Annotated in this window: 16 protein-coding genes and 1 pseudogene; 8 read left to right on the forward strand and 9 right to left on the reverse strand. The window is 67.7% G+C overall.

What is annotated here, in order from left to right; translation table 11 throughout:
* Positions 1-206: 206 nt before the first annotated feature.
* Positions 207-839, reverse strand: a complete 633-nt coding sequence (locus tag QH276_RS22895) for a hypothetical protein (protein WP_280397753.1) — start codon at positions 837-839, stop codon at positions 207-209.
* A 308-nt stretch (positions 840-1,147) separates the two neighbouring features.
* On the opposite strand from QH276_RS22895, the gene dusB reads away from it, so the two are divergent.
* The 3 genes from dusB to phoU all read left to right on the forward strand — a co-directional run bounded on the left by dusB (position 1,148) and on the right by phoU (position 5,812).
* Positions 1,148-2,296 carry a tRNA dihydrouridine synthase DusB gene (gene dusB / locus QH276_RS22900; protein ID WP_280397754.1) on the forward strand — a complete coding sequence of 383 codons (1,149 nt, stop codon included), beginning with the start codon at positions 1,148-1,150 and terminating at the stop codon, positions 2,294-2,296.
* A gap of 897 nt (positions 2,297-3,193) precedes the next feature.
* Positions 3,194-5,068 carry an LCP family protein gene (locus tag QH276_RS22905; protein WP_280397755.1) on the forward strand — a complete coding sequence of 625 codons (1,875 nt, stop codon included), beginning with the start codon at positions 3,194-3,196 and terminating at the stop codon, positions 5,066-5,068.
* 81 nt (positions 5,069-5,149) lie between these two features.
* A complete protein-coding gene (gene phoU / locus QH276_RS22910) occupies positions 5,150-5,812 on the forward strand; it encodes a phosphate signaling complex protein PhoU (protein WP_280397756.1) in 663 nt (220 codons plus the stop codon).
* A gap of 88 nt (positions 5,813-5,900) precedes the next feature.
* On the opposite strand, the gene QH276_RS22915 is transcribed toward phoU, so the two are convergent.
* The 7 genes from QH276_RS22915 to QH276_RS22945 all read right to left on the reverse strand — a co-directional run bounded on the left by QH276_RS22915 (position 5,901) and on the right by QH276_RS22945 (position 12,492).
* Complete coding sequence (locus QH276_RS22915; protein ID WP_280397757.1) at positions 5,901-6,101, reverse strand: hypothetical protein; 201 nt, start codon at positions 6,099-6,101, stop codon at positions 5,901-5,903.
* A 242-nt stretch (positions 6,102-6,343) separates the two neighbouring features.
* Positions 6,344-7,120: a phosphate ABC transporter ATP-binding protein PstB gene (gene pstB / locus QH276_RS22920; RefSeq protein WP_280400153.1), complete on the reverse strand. Its 777-nt coding sequence runs from the start codon at positions 7,118-7,120 to the stop codon at positions 6,344-6,346.
* A 19-nt stretch (positions 7,121-7,139) separates the two neighbouring features.
* The gene (gene pstA / locus QH276_RS22925) at positions 7,140-8,045 is read right to left on the reverse strand and encodes a phosphate ABC transporter permease PstA (RefSeq protein WP_280400154.1); all 906 of its coding nucleotides are present in this window, start codon (positions 8,043-8,045) and stop codon (positions 7,140-7,142) included.
* Positions 8,045-9,016: a phosphate ABC transporter permease subunit PstC gene (pstC, locus tag QH276_RS22930; protein WP_280400155.1), complete on the reverse strand. Its 972-nt coding sequence runs from the start codon at positions 9,014-9,016 to the stop codon at positions 8,045-8,047. The genes pstA and pstC overlap by 1 nt, the downstream gene beginning before the upstream one ends.
* 88 nt (positions 9,017-9,104) lie before the next feature.
* Entirely contained in the window at positions 9,105-10,214 is a 1,110-nt protein-coding gene (gene pstS, locus QH276_RS22935) for a phosphate ABC transporter substrate-binding protein PstS (protein WP_280400156.1), read from the reverse strand.
* A 482-nt stretch (positions 10,215-10,696) separates the two neighbouring features.
* Positions 10,697-11,581, reverse strand: coding sequence for a mycothiol synthase (gene mshD / locus QH276_RS22940; RefSeq protein ID WP_280400163.1), 885 nt, complete (start codon positions 11,579-11,581; stop codon positions 10,697-10,699).
* Between the two features lie 143 nt (positions 11,582-11,724).
* A complete protein-coding gene (locus QH276_RS22945; RefSeq protein ID WP_280400157.1) occupies positions 11,725-12,492 on the reverse strand; it encodes a winged helix-turn-helix transcriptional regulator in 768 nt (255 codons plus the stop codon).
* Positions 12,493-12,696: 204 nt separating this feature from the next.
* On the opposite strand from QH276_RS22945, the gene QH276_RS22950 reads away from it, so the two are divergent.
* From QH276_RS22950 to QH276_RS22970, 5 genes are all read left to right on the forward strand, one after another.
* Positions 12,697-13,506, forward strand: coding sequence for an LmeA family phospholipid-binding protein (locus QH276_RS22950; RefSeq protein ID WP_280400158.1), 810 nt, complete (start codon positions 12,697-12,699; stop codon positions 13,504-13,506).
* Positions 13,503-13,949, forward strand: coding sequence for a thioredoxin family protein (locus QH276_RS22955; protein WP_280400159.1), 447 nt, complete (start codon positions 13,503-13,505; stop codon positions 13,947-13,949). The genes QH276_RS22950 and QH276_RS22955 overlap by 4 nt, the downstream gene beginning before the upstream one ends.
* 460 nt (positions 13,950-14,409) lie before the next feature.
* Complete coding sequence (locus tag QH276_RS22960; RefSeq protein WP_280400160.1) at positions 14,410-14,928, forward strand: DUF4395 domain-containing protein; 519 nt, start codon at positions 14,410-14,412, stop codon at positions 14,926-14,928.
* Between the two features lie 10 nt (positions 14,929-14,938).
* On the forward strand, positions 14,939-15,772 hold the full coding sequence (locus QH276_RS22965; RefSeq protein WP_280400161.1) for a sulfurtransferase: 834 nt from the start codon (positions 14,939-14,941) through the stop codon (positions 15,770-15,772).
* Between the two features lie 5 nt (positions 15,773-15,777).
* Positions 15,778-16,083 (forward strand): DUF1416 domain-containing protein, encoded by a 306-nt coding sequence (locus tag QH276_RS22970; RefSeq protein WP_280400162.1) that lies wholly within the window; start codon positions 15,778-15,780, stop codon positions 16,081-16,083.
* Between the two features lie 102 nt (positions 16,084-16,185).
* Here the strand turns inward: QH276_RS22970 and QH276_RS35585 are convergent.
* A pseudogene (locus QH276_RS35585) lies at positions 16,186-16,312 on the reverse strand (arabinosyltransferase domain-containing protein); the annotation flags it as partial.

Here is a 16,312-nt window from a genome sequence, read left to right on the forward strand (position 1 = left end):
CCTCACCACCACCGAGATCGATATCAGCCCCCTGCGCGACCAACCCCGCAACCCGCGCGACGCCCCCGCCCCCCGCCCCCCCCCCCCCCCCCCCCCCCCCCCCCCCCCCCGCCCGCGGGCGCGCCGCCCCCCCCCCCCCCCCCCCCCGGCCACCAAGGGGGGCCAAAACCCGCGGCGCCGCAGGCGCCGCAAAAAGACACAGCATCTCAGTTGGTGGGGAGGGCGCCGTCCACGCCGCCGACATCGGTGATCTGCCAGCCGGCGTTCTCGTCGAGGGTCACGGTGTAGGTCACCGTTGTCTGCGTTCCGTCCGGGTTCTGTGCGTTGGTGGAGGTGACGTCGACGAAGACGTTCACCTTGTATACGCCGTCCTGTTCCGAGGCGACCTTCGCGGCGATGGGGGTCGCCGTCGAGGTCCATTGCAACGGGACCAGGATCTGTTCCAGTTTGGGCGCGGTTTCGTCGAATTTCCCGGCGAGCTGGGGAGTCGTATTCGTTTTCAGCGCGGTGATCCAGGCGTCGAGATCCTTGAAATTCACCGTCGCGGCGCCGACCGCGTAGTCGGTGGCCAGTTGTTCGGCGTGGCGGTCGGCGGCGGCCTGTTCGTCGCGGTCGGCCAGGTCGCCGCGGGCAACGAAGTACAGGACGGCGAAAACGATCGCTACCACGGCGAGCACTGCGATCAGCGCACCGCGCACCAGGCTGGCCACCTGGATCGATACTGTGCCCGGCCGGTCACCGGAGGCCGGTTTCTTCGCGGCAGCCCTGTCCAGGGAATCGGTTTCCCCGGCAGCGCTGTCTTCCGGAGTACCGGCGGGATCTTGGTTCTGGTCGGCCATGGTGCTGTGGTCCTCTTTCGTTACCCCCGATTGACTCGATGCTTCGCCCCGCCGCGGGCGGCGCGAATCCGCGGCCGAGGTGCGGCCGAGTAGCGCATCCGCCGTGGTCAACGGCCCGGTAGGGCCGACGCTCCAGCGATCCACCACCCGAGAGGCTAGCGGTGGCCGGTCGCGCTGCCCGTCGGCCCCCACCCGGGGAGCCGGGCAGATCACAGTGCGACCGTCCGTGCCCAGCTCTCGGTGCCGCATGCCCGTGGTGAGACACCCGATAGTGCCCCGGCGCGCGGCAACAGGGAAAATGGGACATCGTGCAGGCAGAGTTGGAACAGGAGACAGGTTTGCGGATCGGCCCCTACCCGGTGGATCCGCCCGTCGTGCTCGCCCCGATGGCGGGAATCACCAACCTGGCCTTCCGGAAACTGTGCCGGGAGTTCGGCAGCCCCACCGCGATCTACGTCTGCGAGATGATCACCGCCCGCGCCGTGGTGGAACGCAATGAGAAAACCCTGCACATGATGTCGTTCGATCAGGGTGAATCGCCCCGGTCCATGCAGTTGTACGGAGTGGACCCTGCCACGCTCGGTGAGGCGGTGCGCATCATCGTCGGTGAAGGCTGGGCCGACCATATCGATATGAACCTGGGCTGCCCCGTCCCGAAGGTGACCCGGCTCGGCGGCGGTGCGGCCCTGCCGTACAAACGGAATCTGTTCGCCGCGATCGTCCGGGAGATGGTGCGGGCCGCCGAACCGGCCGGGGTGCCGGTGACCATGAAGTTCCGCATCGGGATCGATGACGAGCACCAGACCTTCCTCGACACCGGCCGCATCGCCGAGGCGGAGGGCGCCGCGGCCGTAGCGCTGCACGCCCGTACGGCCGCTCAGCGCTACTCGGGTACGGCCGATTGGTCGGCCATCGCGCGGCTGAAAGAGGCTGTCACCACCATCCCGGTGCTGGGCAACGGGGATATCTTCACCGCCGGCGACGCCGTCGCGATGATGGCACAGACGGGCTGCGACGGGGTCGTGGTGGGTCGCGGTTGTCTGGGCCGGCCCTGGTTGTTCGCCGAACTGAGCGCCGCGCTGCGCGGTGAACCGGCGCCCATCCCGCCGACTCTGGGCGAAGTGGGCACAATCCTGGCCCGGCACGCCGGGCTGCTCGCGGAACACCACGGCGAGGACAAAGGCATGCGCGATCTGCGCAAACATATGGCCTGGTATTTCATGGGCTTCCCACTCGGCGCCGAGTTGCGGCGCAGTTTCGCCACGGTCGCCTCGCTCGCCGAGCTGGACGGCCTCATCGCTCAGCTCGACCCCGACGTCCCCTTCCCCAGGGATGCCGAAGGACCGCGCGGACGACAGGGCTCCCCCGGCAAAGTCGCCCTGCCGCACGGCTGGCTCGACGATCCGGACGACCACACCGTCCCGGCCGCGGCCGATGTGATGCACAGCGGCGGGTGAGGTAATCGACACGCCGTGACACGCCGGAGCCGGGCTTTGCCTCGACCCCCGGTCGGCGCGTGGAAATATAGCGCCAGGCAACCTTCCAGCATCACCCTCGCCTCCCGCCCGCTCGAAATGTCCGAGTGGCCCTCAGTGGCGAAATCGTTATCATTGCGGAATCCCGTCACAGCCTTTCGAGCACGGCTGTGACGGCAGCGAGTTGCGAAAGAGCGAGGTTCATTGGTGGGTGACGATCGGAACGGGCGTTCACCACGGCCCGGAGGTCGCGCACCGTGGGAGCGGTATCCCGCGGCAGAGCCCCCCGAAATGGACGACACGCGAGGGGCACGACGGCAACGGCAACCCGAGCCGCCCGAGAACCAGGCACCACTGACGGTGCAGGATCTGGTCGACCGGGTGGACAGCGAACGGACCACCCGGCGCCGAGCCGGGGAGACCGGCAGGCACGCCACGGCGTCCGGTCCGGCGCAGCCGCCGGATCGCGCCGCCCGGCCGCCGGCGCCGCCGCGGCAGAGTGCCGACCAGCGGCCCCGGCCGGAACCCCACGGCCCCGCAGCGCCTCCGCCCACGGGCCGGGCAGCCCATCCCGGCGCCGGGCCGACCCGGCCGCCCGCCGGGCCCCCGCGTCCGGACCGGCCCGGTCCACATCCGACGGGCGCGACTCCGGCTCAGGCCGGCCCACCGCAACGGCCCGCGGCACCCGGCGGGCAGGCGCCACGCCGGCCCGATCAGCCCCAGCCGACCTCCCGGTCGCAACCGGCTGTACCACCTACCCGCCGCCCGGAGGCCGGCCCGGCAGGCCCCCAGCGCCCGCCCGTCCGGCCCACGGAAGCCGGCGCCGAGGTCGTGCCCGCCCGCGGGCCGTCCCGGCCGGGCACGGAAAGCCGCGCCGCCGTGGCGCCGTCTCCCGCAAAACCACCCCGGGACGGGGCCCACAACCGGCCACCCACGGCTGCCCGGCCCGTCCCGCCACCGCCCGGCGATCCGCAGCTCACCACCGAGGTACCGCAGCCGCACGAGGCACACAGCGGCCCGCGACCGGAAGGTGACCCGAGCCCGAAGCGCACCCGGCAATCGCGCAGCACACCGCGGCGTGGCAGTAAGGGCGCCACACCCGGAGCGGTCGACGAGAATGTCACCGATGTGCTCCCGCCCCTCGACGAATCCGGCGCGGGCGGCGCCCGGCGCGGCCGGACCGACACCGCGGGCTGGCCGACCGCCGAACCGGCCGAGCCCGAGACGGTCGGTAAACCGAAACGGCGGTCGACCGCTCGGTCGCGGCGCGAGAAGCGGATACGGATAGCGGTCCGCGCCGGAGTCGCCTTCCTCTCGGTGCTGGCACTGCTCATCACCGGAGGTGGCTGGAGCTATCTGCGTGCCACGGGCAACAGCCTCAACCAGGTCTCCGCGCTCGCCGAGAACGAAGACGATGTCATCGACGCCCAGGCTCAACTCGGTGACGAGAACTACCTGATCGTCGGCACCGACACTCGGGCCGGAGTCAACGGTGATATCGGCGCCGGAACCGTCGAAGACGCCGAAGGCGCGCGCGCGGACACCACGATGCTGGTGCATATTCCGAAGAACCGGCAGCGCGTGGTCGTCGTATCCTTCCCGCGCGATCTCGATGTCACTCGTCCCGAATGCAAGCGCTGGGACAACGAGAAGAGCACCTACACCGACGAAGTCTACGAATCCGCCATGAGCGGCAAGCTCAATGCCGTGTACGCGGTGGGCGGCCCGCGCTGCCTGCTCTCGACCATCCAGCGGCTGACCGGTAGCACGATCAACCATTTCATCGGTATCGACTTCGCGGGATTCGAGCAGATGGTGAACCAGGTCAACGGCGTCGAGGTATGCGTGAGCAAACCCCTGGAAGACGGCATGCTCGGCACGATCATCCCGGAGGCCGGCCGGCACCGGATCGACGGGGCGACCGCGCTCAACTATGTGCGCGCCCGGCACGTCTACGGGGAAGAACGCAGCGACTACGACCGGATCAACCGGCAGCAGAAGTTCCTCGCCTCGCTGCTCCGCGGCGCACTGTCGAGCAAGGTCCTGTTGGATCCGGGCAAGCTGAACGGATTCATCCAGGCGTTCGGCAACGCCACCTTCGTCGACGGTGTCGAACCCAACGATCTGCTGATGCTGGGCCGCTCGCTACAGGACCTCGAATCCGGCGCGGTGACCTTCCTCACCGTCCCCACCGCCGGCACCACCTCCGACGGCAACGAGATCCCCCGCACCGCCGATATCCAGGCAATCTTCCAGGCGATCCGGGACGATCAGCCACTGCCCGGCGAGAAGACCGCCCCGGCCCCACCGCCGACCTCCGAGGCCCCGGTGCCGCCCTCGCTCACCGCGGTCGATCCCAGCACTCTGTCGCTGCTGGTCTCCAATGGTTCGGGCATCGTGGGCCTGGCGAATACGACCGCCAGCGAGCTCGCCAATGTGGGTTTCAACATCTACAACGTCGGCAACTACACCGAGGGCAACGCGACCGAAACCAAGGTCCGTTACTCCGCCGGGCACGAGGCCGAGGCGGCCACGGTGGCGAGCGCGATCCCCGGGGCGACCATCGAGAGCGACGAATCGCTGGGCAGCATTGTCGAGCTGGTACTCGGTGAGGATTACCAGCAGGTGATCGACGAACCGACGCCGGTCGGCAGTCCGATCACCGATGTGCCCGCGGCCACCACCGGGCCGGTGGAACTGCCCTCCGACCTGGAGCATGTGAATGCCGCCGACGATCCCTGCGCGGTGCAGTAACCGGCCTGCGGAAGAGCGTCGACCGGGTTATTCACCCGGTGTTGGTGACGTGGACAGTGGGGCGAACTAGTCTTCTGTTTCATGCGTGTCATCTACAACGAGCAAATGGCCGATCTCGCCCACCTGCTGGGCGATATGGCCGGGCTTGCCGGTTCGGCCATGGATCGCGCCACGCAGGCTCTGCTCCAGGCCGACCTGCCGCTGGCCGAGCAGGTCATCAGCGAGGGTGATCGGATCGCCGAGATGATCGCCGATGCGGAGGAGAAGTCCTTCGCCCTGCTCGCGCTGCAGGCCCCCGTCGCCGGCGATCTCCGGCAGGTGGTCAGTGCGATCCAGATCGTCAACGACGTCAACCGGATGGGCACCCTCGCCCTGCACGTGGCCAAGGTCGCCCGGCGCAGGCACCCCAACCATGCCCTTCCCGAGGCGGTCAACGGCTACTTCGCCGAGATGGGCCGGATCGCGGTCAGCATGGGCCAGGGCGCCAAAGAGGTCCTCGACACCCGCGACCCCGAACGCGCCGCCCAACTCAACCAGGACGACGAGGCGATGGACGACCTGCATCGCCACCTGTTCACCCTGTTGATGGACCGTGAATGGAAGTACGGGGTGGCGGCCGCGGTCGATGTCACCTTGCTCGGCCGCTACTACGAGCGTTTCGCCGACCACGCGGTCGAGATCGGCCGCCGCGTCATCTTCCTGGTCACCGGCGAACTCCCCACCGACACCGACGGCGAAGGCTGACCGCAGCCCGAACACACGGCTGTGGCCCGAGGAGAAGGTTTCCTCGGGCCACAGTCATATCTACGGGTTCACCCCGGAGCCGATATCGCTAGTTGGCCACGATCCATCCGTACCGGCCCTGGCCGTATGAGTAGCAAAGCCACTTCGTCGTGCCTTCATGGCGAACGTTGCCAACGGTATATTCGTTGCACGGGTCTGCCGGCACGGCCGCAGCCTGCGGAGCCAGCAACGTTGCGCCCAAGATCGTGGCCACGCCGAGCAATCCACTGGTGATCAATCGTACTGCCATCACGAATCCTCTTTCGTTCGAACAGAATTCGCAGAGGTCGTGTCATTCTTCTCCCCCCGCCTGACCAAGGGTATCGAGTCATGTCGGAGGAGGCAATAACACGGCACGACCCACAAGCGGCGCGCAGCGCGGCGGCGGCTGCGGGCTCGATGGCGCTACGAAGGATTCCAGCCGGTCGAGCACACAGAGAAGCCCGCGAGAATCGCTCCCGCGGGCTTCTCGTCGTCGGTGCTCTCGGTGGCTCAGCCGAAGCGGCCGGAGATGTAGTCCTCGGTGGCCTTTTCGCCGGGGTTGGAGAAGATCTTCTCCGTATCGTCGATCTCGACCAGCCGGCCCGGCTTGCCCTGTGCTTCCAGATTGAAGAAGCCGGTCTTATCGCTCACCCGCGCCGCCTGCTGCATGTTGTGGGTGACGATGACGATCGTGTATTCCTTCTTCAGCTCGGTGATCAGATCCTCGATCGCCAGCGTGGAGATCGGGTCCAGGGCCGAACACGGCTCGTCCATCAGCAGCACGTCCGGGGAGACCGCGATGGCGCGGGCGATGCACAGACGCTGCTGCTGACCGCCGGAGAGGCCGCCACCCGGCTTGTCCAGCCGGTCCTTGACCTCGTTCCAGAGGTTCGCGCCCCGCAGCGAGCGTTCCGCGACCTCGTCCAGTTCGGCCTTGTTGCGGACACCCTGCAGTTTGAGGCCGGCCACCACGTTGTCGCGAATGGACATGGTGGGGAACGGGTTCGGTCGCTGGAAGACCATGCCGATGGTGCGACGCACGCCGACGGGGTCCACCTGGGAGGCGTAGATATCCTCCCCGTCGAGCATCACGGCGCCCGAAACGCTGGCGTTCGGAGTCACCTCGTGCATCCGGTTGAGCGATCGCAGCACGGTGGATTTACCGCAACCGGACGGACCGATGAAGGCGGTCACGCTGCGCGGCAAGACGTTCAGCGAGACATCCGCTACGGCATGGAATTTGCCGTAGTAGATGTTGAGGTCTTTGATATCGATGCGCTTGGCCATCTATTTTTCCGTTTCCGCCTTATCGGTTCCGCATCAGGAACTTGTTGACACCCGCGGCCGCCAGGTAGAGCAGCGCGATCAGCAGGATGAGCGTGAGCGCCGCACCCCATACGCGCTGGCGGCCCGCGTCTTCCGCGTTCGCCAGTTCCTGATAGATCAGCAGCGGCAGCGAGGCCATATTGCCGTCGAAGATATTCGTATTGATCGACTTGCTGTAGCCGACCAGCACCAGTACCGGCGCGGTCTCGCCCATAACGCGGGCCAGCGCGAGCAGGATGCCGGATATCATGCCCGGCAGGGCGGTCGGGATGACGATCTTGACGATCGTCTTCCATTTCGGGATACCGAGCGCATAGGAGGCTTCGCGTAGCTCGTCGGGGACGAGTTTCAGCATTTCCTCGGTGTTGCGCACCACCACCGGAAGCATCAGCAGCACCAGTGCCAGGGCGACCGCGAAGGAGCTCTGCGGGAAGCCCAGCGTCGCGATCCAGAGGGCGAAGATGAACAAGGCCGCGACGATCGAGGGGATACCGGCCAGGATATCGACCATGAAGGTGGTGACCTTGGCGAACCGGCCGGTGCCGTATTCGATCAGGTAGATCGCGGCCATGATGCCCAGCGGGACCGCGATCACGGCCGCCACCGCCGACTGGACGATGGTTCCGTAGATCGCGTGGTAGACACCGCCGCCGGTCTGATCCGGCAGGATGCCCTTCTGCGAGTTCTGCCACCAGTCCAGCGAGATGATCGCCTCGAAACCGTTGGCGACCACCATGCCCAGCACCCAGCCCAGCGGGATGAGCGCGATCAGGAAGCACAGGGTGAACAGGCCGGTGGCGATGTTGTTCTTGACCTTGCGGGCGGTGCTCACATCCCGGAAGGTGGGCGCCTTGATCGGCTGATCGAACTTGGTCATGGTGGCCATCAGCCGTTCACCTTTCCGCCCGCCACGAACCGGGCCAGCGCGTTGACGACGAAGGTCAGCACGAAGAGTACGAAGCCCGCCGCGATGTAGGCACCGGTCGGGAGCGGCGCGCTGAATTCGGCAGCGGCCGAGGCGATCTTGGACGCGAAGGTGAAGCCGCCGTCGAACAGCGACCAGCCGCCCGCGTCCGCGGAGGTTTTCAGGATGATGAGTACCGCGATGGTCTCACCGAGCGCCCGGCCCAGGCCGAGCATGGAGCCGGCGATGACACCGCTGCGCCCGTAGGGCAGCACCGTCATCCGCACGACCTCCCATTTGGTGGCGCCGAGCGCCTGCGCCGCCTCGATATGCGCCACCGGGGTCAGCGCGAAGACTTCGCGGGCGACCGAGGTGATGATCGGCAGGATCATCACCGCCAGCACCACGCCGGCGGTGAAGATCGTGCCACCGCCGGCGATGGAGACATTGCCGTCGGCGAAGAGGAAGAACCAGCCCAGATTGTCGTTGAGGAACTCCTGGACCGGCTTCAGGTAGGGCGCCAGCACCAGCAGGCCCCACAGGCCGTACACGATCGAGGGCACGGCGGCCAGCAGATCGGTCAGCATGGAGAACGGCCGGGCCAGCTGTTTCGGCGCGTAGCGAGTGAGGAACAACGCGATGCCGACACCGATCGGCACCGCGATGATCAGCGCGAAAGCGGAGCTCAACACCGTCACCATGAACAGGTCACGGATGCCGAAGCGGAGGTTGTCCGCGTCGCCGGTGTTGAACTCCGTGCTGGTGAAGAAGTTCACCTGGTCAGCCCGGAGCGAAGGCACCGCACGGATCAGCAGGAACAATGCGATCAGCGCGATCGAGCCCACGATGATCGCGGCGGCGGCGACGGCCAGCGATTTGAACACCAGCTCGGCACGCCGGCCGCGGCCGCTGCTTTCACCGCCCAGCGGCGGTTTGCTCGGATGGCTGGACATGGATGCGGGGACTCCTGCCTTCGACAGGCTCGTCCCGCTGGACGAGCCCGCCGAGGCTACCTCTGGGTTGACTGTCATCTTCGCGCTATCAGGAGATGGCGTTGATCGCCGTGGTCAGTTTGGTCTTGAACTCCTCGGGGATCGGCACGTACCCGTTGTCCTCCAGACCTTCCTGGCCGTTGGTGATGGCCGTGGTCAGGAACGCCTTGACCGCGGTCGCGACCTCACCGTCGGCGTACTTGGAGCACACGATCTCATAGGTCGGCATGATGATCGGGTAGGCGCCGCCCTCGGTGGGCTTGTAGAACGACGAGGTGTCGAGCACCAGGTCGTTGCCCTCACCCTTGATCTGCACGCCGTCGATGGCCTTACCGGCGGTTTCCGAGGTCAGCTCGACCGGCTCCGGGCCGGCGGAGGTGATGACCTGTGCCACCGAGAGGTTCTGCGCCTTGGCGAACGACCACTCGTTGTAGGTGATGGAACCCGGGGTGGACTTCACCGCGGCCGAGGTGCCCTCGTTGCCCTTGGCACCTTCACCGACGCCACCGTTGAAGACCTTGCCGGCCTCCTTGCCCCAGGCGCCGTCGGACGCGGCGTCCAGGTAGAGCTGGAAGTTGTCGGTGGTGCCGGACTCGTCGGACCGGTAGATGACCTTGATCGGCTCGGCCGGCAGCTGCGCGTCCGGGTTCAGCGCCTTGATCTCGGGGGCATCCCAGGTCTTGATGGTGCCGTTGAAGATCTTGGCCGCGGTCGGGCCGTCGAGCGCCAGATCGGTGACACCGTTGACGTTGTAGGTGATGGCGATCGGGCCGAAGACGGTCGGCAGGTTCCACGCCGGGGCGCCGCAGCGCTCGGCGGCCTGCGCCACCTCACCCTTGGATTCGCTCAGCGGCGAATCGGAACCGGCGAAATCGGTCTGGCCGCCGATGAATTCCTTGACACCGGCACCCGAACCACTCGAGGTGTAGTTGAGGGTCTGCCCGTCGCAGTTGGTTTCGTAGGCGGCAGTGAAACGCTCGACGGCATTCTTCTGCGACGAGGCGCCGCTGGCCTTGAGGGCTTCCTTGCCGCCGCACTGGACGTCGGCGTTGGCTTCGACACCGGTCGCGCCCGCGTTGTCGTCGCTGCCACAGGCGGCCAACGGCAGAATCGCGGCGGCGAGAACGCCGACGAGGGCGCTGCTGCGCTTGAAATTCACTCCAGTCCTCCGGATACGTCCTACTCGCCCGGTCCCTCACCGGCCCGGGCGCGTGTGGTGGTGCGGCCGTTCGCGGGGAACTTGCACACCAGGCGGCCCACGACCGCCCAGAATCAACCTAGGTCCCGTCGGTAGACAGCCGGACCAGGGTGAGTGAACGGAAGGTGAACAGGACAGCGCCGAAGCGCCCGATATGTGTGATGTTTGCCGCATTGTTACTCAGCGCACCCGCGCGAACCGCTCAAAAGTCATTTCACCCGGACCGGTGGAGGTCCCGGCGACAAGGTCCCCACGCCCGCCCGCGCGGCCGCAGGGACCCTACAGCGGACCGCATCGCGGCGCCTCGTCAACGCGGTGGCCGCACCCGCTCATGCGCCGAGCCGGTATTACTCGGCGCCGGTCCGGGCTCCTCCGCAGGCACGTACCGAAACGCGGACTCGACACGCTGCGCGGCTCGGCCCCGGTTGTACCAATAGTTGTCATCAACTATCCGGGGGCAGCGCGTAGGCGATATCGATATGCGCCGGCGTGAAACCGAGCCGGCTGTAGGTGTGCACCGCGGCGGTGTTGTCGGCCTCCGTGTACAACAGCACTTCGCCCAGACCCGCATCCCGCAGGTGGTGCAGGCCGATCAGGGTGAGCAACCGGCCGAGTCCGCGCCCCTGTGCCGCCGGGTCGATCCCGACCACGTAGACCTCACCGGCCGGCGGGTTCTCCTCGTGGTGCACCTTTGTCCAGTGGAACCCGAGCAACGTGCCGGGCTCCTCCGCGGCGAACGCCAGGAACAGACCCTGCGGGTCGAACCAGGATTCGGCACGCCGCTGCGCCAGCTCCGCTCCGGTCCATCCACCCTGTTCAGGGTGCCAATCGAAGGCGGCGTTGTTGACCCGGAGCAATTCGGCATCGTCGTCCGGACCGGCGTAGGCGCGCACGACGATATCGTCCGGGATCTCCACGGCCGGTAACTCGGGAGTTGCCAGCGGCCGGCGCATCTGCCACAACTCGCGTGCGGCGACCAGCCCCAGCCGGTCCGCGACCGCCGCGGCGGCCGGCAATTTCCCATGCGCCCAGATCCGGGCCCCGCCGCCACCGGCGGCCAGCGCCGCAGCCACCAGCGCCCGGCCGATCCCGCGGCCACGGTGCCCGGGCGCGACCGCCGCTTCCGCCATCGCGGGATGTTCGTCATGCGCCGGGGTCAGCCCCGCATAACCGGCCACCGCGCCGTCGCGCAGGGCGAGCAGATGCCGCACGGGCGAATCGCCGCGCAGGGCGAGCAGGCCCTGCTCGGAAACCGGCGCTACGCCGTCTTCCGCCGCGACGGCGGCCAGCAGTTCCGCCACTTCACCGGCCCGGCGGCCCAGCGAGATATCGGCACTGCCGCCGGGCGGCACGCCCGCCCCACCGCCGAGCGACGTACCAGCACCACCACGACCGCTGGGCAGCGGATCGACGCCACCGGTGGGCGAGCCCGCGAACCAGCGCAATTCGAGATCCGGCACGGCGTCCGCGCTCACTGGGCGGTGCCGTTGACCGGTGCCATGGAATCCTCGTCCGCGCCCTCCCGGTCACCGTTCGCGGCGCGGGCTTCGGTCTCGCCCTTGTTCGCCGACCGGGCCGGGCGCACGGCCTTGTATCCCACGTTGCGGACCGTGCCGATCAGCGATTCGTATTCACTGCCGAGCTTCGCCCGTAGCCGCCGCACATGGACATCGACCGTGCGGGTGCCCCCGAAGAAGTCGTACCCCCACACCTCCTGCAGCAGCTGCGCGCGGGTGAAGACCCGGCCGGCGTGCTGGGCCAGGTACTTCAGCAGCTCGAATTCCTTGTACGTGAGATCCAGCGGGCGCCCGCGCAACCGCGCGGTATAGGTGCCCTCGTCGATCACCAGCTCACCGAGCGTGATCTTGCCGGTGTTCTCGGGGCTGGCCGCGCCACCGGTACGCCCGACCAGCAGCCGCAACCGCGCATCCAGTTCGGCGGGACCGGTGGAAGGCAGCAGGATATCGTCGAGGCCCCAGTCGGCGTTCACCGCGACCAGACCACCCTCGGTCAGGACGGCCACCACCGGGACGGACGACCCCGTACTACCGAGCAGCCGGCACAGGCCGCGCGCGGCCGCCAGATCGGTCCGCGCGTCCACCAGCGCCACATCGGCGGTACCCGCCTCGAGCAACGATGCCACCTCGGTCGGTGCGGGCCGCACATTGTGCGCGAGCAGCGACAGCGAGGGCAGAACCGAATCGGGGTCGGGGTCGGAGGTCAGCAGGAGCAGCTCCACGGCACTCCTCCCATCTCGTAGCTACGCGAAAGCCAGCTTCGTCGCCGTCGCCACGTTGCTCATCCACAAGTAATCGCTGCAAGATTAGCGTGAATACCGTCCGGTGATTACGCCGCCGCGGGCCGTGGCCCTATTTTCCCGATGATGATTCGGGCACCGCAGACCCCGGACGGGGACGGGATGGCGTCCATTAGGGTGCATGACATGCGGAAGCTGATCATCGGACTGCTGTGCCTGGCCGGCCTGGCAGTGGTCATCGATTTCGGTGCGGCCGCATATTCGGAGTACCGGGTGTCACGATCGCTGCGGGTGGGCGCCGAACTCAGTGCCGACCCGGAGGTCACCTTCCACGGATTCCCGTTCCTGCGGCAGGCGCTGAACGGCCGCTACGACAATATCGAGATCAACGCCGATAGTGTGCGGGCCGATATCCCGGGCGAGATCGCGCTCGAGGCCACTCTGCTGGGGATGCGGCTGCCGCTGAGCGATCTGGTCGACGGCCGGGTGCGCAGTCTGCCGGTGGATCAGGTGGATGTCCGGATGCGGGTCGCGCCCACCGAACTAGGCCGGCTGTTCGGGATTCCCGACCTCGAGGTGCATTCGCGGCCCGCCGACAAATCCGACGGGACCGGCGGTTCGGGCGGCTCGGGTATGACCACGGCCGGCGCCCTGGTGCTGACCGGGACTCTGCCGGTCGCGCCGAGCGGCCAGCAGGGCGCCAGTTTCGCCGGGGAACGGGTCAGTGTGGCGGCGGATCTGCTGCTCGACGGCGACCAGGTGCGCATCATCGCCACCGGGCTGTACTCGGAAGAGTTGTCGCCGGTGCCGTCGCAGCCGGTGGTCGACGAGGCGGATATCCCGGCGGTGCTCGCGATGTTCACCCGTACCATCGATACCAAGGAACTTCCCTTCGGGATCCGGCCCACCGAGGTCACCGCGCTGGGTGGCCATATCGTGGTGGAGGGCCGGGGCGAAGATGTGACGATCGACCTGAACAGATTGCGGCGACCATGATCGAGATCACCATCCTGGTGGTAATGCTGTTGGCAGGGCTCGCAGTGGGCCTGTACCTGCGCCACCGCGAAGGCTCGGTGCGCACGGCACCCGCCACCTTGGACCGTGACACCACCGCTCGCGACGAACTGCTGCTGGCCGCCGGGGTCACCGGATCGGGGCCCGCGGTATTACATTTCTCGGCCGAGTGGTGCGGCCCCTGCTCCGCGGTCCGCCGGGTGGTCGCCGATGCCACCCGTGACCTGGCGGATTCCCCGCAGCCGCCGCGCGATATCGAAATCGATATCGACGCGGATCCGGAGCTGGCCCGGGCCCTGAACGTACTTTCGCTGCCCACCACCTTCGTATTCGACGCGGAGGGCCGGGAACGATTCCGTATCTCGGGGGTTCCGAAGACGAGCGATCTCCGCAGCGCATTGAGCCCGCTGACGGCCGCGCTGTAATTTCGCAAGCGGTCCCTTCCGGGGCTGACCGTCCGCCAAGGGGCGGGCTGTAATTTTGGAGCCGCTCCGCGGCTCGAGAAGGCGGGACCCTATTAACCCCTGGTCTTCACTCCTCCGCTCCTCCGCTGCGCTCCCCCGCTCCGTCGCTCCAGACCAGGGGCGGGCCCACCCGGGCTGAGGGAGAGCGGTTCCAGTAAGGGGTCTGACCGGGGGATTTCCCCCTACCCATTGGATCCTCGGCGGGATTGGGTAGACTGCCCGGTGTGCAAACCCACCGCGAGCTGATGCTCACCCGTCGCCGCACAGTCGATCTGTGCCGCCTCGGTGGTTGTTGCTGCCTGTGCCGCTGAGCGGTCGGGTCTTTTCCTGACACCGACCACGGTTCGTCCGCGCGAGTGATCTCATCCCCCGGCGAACCGGCCGAATTCCGCCGAACAGTTCGAGCGCAGGAGTTTCGTCGATGTCCTCCACTACTTCCGCAAGCACCGCGGCAGCCGCCGACCGGGTCGATGTCCGCGGTCCCCGTTTCGTTGCCTGGGTCACCACGGCCGTGCTGATCGTGGTGTTACTCCTCGCGGCCGTCACCACCCCGGCGGCCGCGGTATTGATCGCCGTACAGGCCGTGGTCTTCGCGCTGGGCGCGGTACTCGGGCCGCGCCGCCACCCGTACGGCCTGCTCTACGCGCGCCTGGTCGCGCCCCGCTTGGGCCCGGTCACCGAGACCGAACCCACCCCACCGCTGCGGTTCGCGCAGCTGCTGGGTTTCGTATTCGCCGCCGTGAGCCTGCTGGGTTTCCTGCTCGGCATCTCGGCGGTGGGCGCCGTGTTCGCCGGTTTCGCCCTGTTCGCGGCATTCCTGAACGCCGCGTTCGGAATCTGCCTCGGCTGCAAGCTGTATCCGCTGGTCACCCGGCTGCTCCCCGGTTCCCTGCCCCGTATTTCCCACATCGAACTGAACCGAATCGCTAGTCACCACTGAAAGGAAACAAATGGCTCGCTCCGATGTCCTGGTCTCCGTCGACTGGGCCGAAGAGAATCTCAAGACCCCCGGCGTCGTCTTCGTCGAGGTCGACGAGGACACCACCGCCTACGACGGCGGACACATCGAGGGCGCCGTCCGGCTCGACTGGAAGAAGGATCTGCAGGATCCGGTGCGTCGTGACTTCGTGAACCAGGAGCAGTTCTCCGCACTGCTCTCGGAGCGCGGGATCGCCAACGACGACGAGGTCATCCTGTACGGCGGTAACAACAACTGGTTCGCCGCCTACGCCTACTGGTACTTCAAGCTGTACGGTCACAACAACGTCAAGCTGCTCGACGGCGGCCGCAAGAAGTGGGAGCTCGACGGGCGTCCGCTCTCCCGTGACGAGGTGTCCCGTCCGGCCACCCAGTACAAGGCCGCCGAACCGGACAACTCGATCCGTGCCTTCCGCGACGAGGTCATCGCCGCCATCGGCACCAAGAACCTGGTCGATGTGCGGTCCCCCGACGAGTTCTCCGGCAAGATCCTGGCACCGGCCCACCTGCCGCAGGAGCAGAGCCAGCGCCCCGGCCACATCCCGAGCGCGATCAACGTGCCGTGGAGCAAGGCCGCGAACGAGGACGGCACCTTCAAATCCGATTCCGAACTCGCCGAGATCTACGGTGATGCCGGCCTGGACGGCAGCAAGGACACCATCGCCTACTGCCGCATCGGCGAGCGCTCCTCGCACACCTGGTTCGTGCTGCAGGAGCTGCTCGGGCACCAGAACGTCAAGAACTACGATGGAAGCTGGACCGAATACGGTTCGCTGGTCGGCGCACCTATCGAGTTGGGAGAGTAACCACCATGTGTGCAGCACCTACCCAAGGTCAGGCCATCCCGGCCGGCGTCGATGTGGAGAAGGAAACGGTCATCACCGGCCGCGTTCTCGGCACCGACGGCGAGCCCGTGGCGGGCGCGTTCGTCCGCCTGCTCGACGGTAACGGCGATTTCACCGCCGAGGTCGTCGCCTCCGGCACCGGCGATTTCCGTTTCTTCGCCGCGCCGGGCAGCTGGACCCTGCGGGCCCTGTCCTCGTCCGGTAACGGCACCTCGGAACTGCGGCCCGAGGGCCCCGGTATCCACAACGTGGACGTCACCGTCTCGAAGTAACAGGTAGTACCCAACGGCCCCCGGCCCCCCACCCCCCCGGGGGGGCGGGGGCGGGGGGTTGGGGGGGAGGCCGGGTCCAAAGGCAAAAAGTAGGGGGCCCGGTGCCAGCCCGGCGAACACTCCCAGGTGGTGGGTCCATTTGGTGGGGGTGGTCATCATCAGCGCCATCGCGCCGACGGTCACGCCCAGGAGCCGGCGCGACGGCCCCCCGGCGGCGGTCGGGCTCCGG

Origin of the sequence: Nocardia carnea (genome assembly GCF_029869215.1) — a bacterium.
Classification (GTDB): domain Bacteria; phylum Actinomycetota; class Actinomycetes; order Mycobacteriales; family Mycobacteriaceae; genus Nocardia; species Nocardia carnea_B.

Bases quoted from the DNA above. Each gene is read 5' to 3' on its own strand.
- QH276_RS22955 (WP_280400159.1), top strand. From the start codon at position 13,503: ATGATCGAGATCACCATCCTGGTGGTAATGCTGTTGGCAGGGCTCGCA.
- QH276_RS22895 (WP_280397753.1), bottom strand. From the start codon at position 839: ATGGCCGACCAGAACCAAGATCCCGCCGGTACTCCGGAAGACAGCGCT.
- pstB (WP_280400153.1), bottom strand. From the start codon at position 7,120: ATGGCCAAGCGCATCGATATCAAAGACCTCAACATCTACTACGGCAAA.
- phoU (WP_280397756.1), top strand. From the start codon at position 5,150: ATGCGTGTCATCTACAACGAGCAAATGGCCGATCTCGCCCACCTGCTG.
- QH276_RS22970 (WP_280400162.1), top strand. From the start codon at position 15,778: ATGTGTGCAGCACCTACCCAAGGTCAGGCCATCCCGGCCGGCGTCGAT.
- QH276_RS22915 (WP_280397757.1), bottom strand. From the start codon at position 6,101: ATGGCAGTACGATTGATCACCAGTGGATTGCTCGGCGTGGCCACGATC.
- QH276_RS22950 (WP_280400158.1), top strand. From the start codon at position 12,697: ATGCGGAAGCTGATCATCGGACTGCTGTGCCTGGCCGGCCTGGCAGTG.
- pstC (WP_280400155.1), bottom strand. From the start codon at position 9,016: ATGTCCAGCCATCCGAGCAAACCGCCGCTGGGCGGTGAAAGCAGCGGC.
- QH276_RS22960 (WP_280400160.1), top strand. From the start codon at position 14,410: ATGTCCTCCACTACTTCCGCAAGCACCGCGGCAGCCGCCGACCGGGTC.
- QH276_RS22965 (WP_280400161.1), top strand. From the start codon at position 14,939: ATGGCTCGCTCCGATGTCCTGGTCTCCGTCGACTGGGCCGAAGAGAAT.
- pstA (WP_280400154.1), bottom strand. From the start codon at position 8,045: ATGGCCACCATGACCAAGTTCGATCAGCCGATCAAGGCGCCCACCTTC.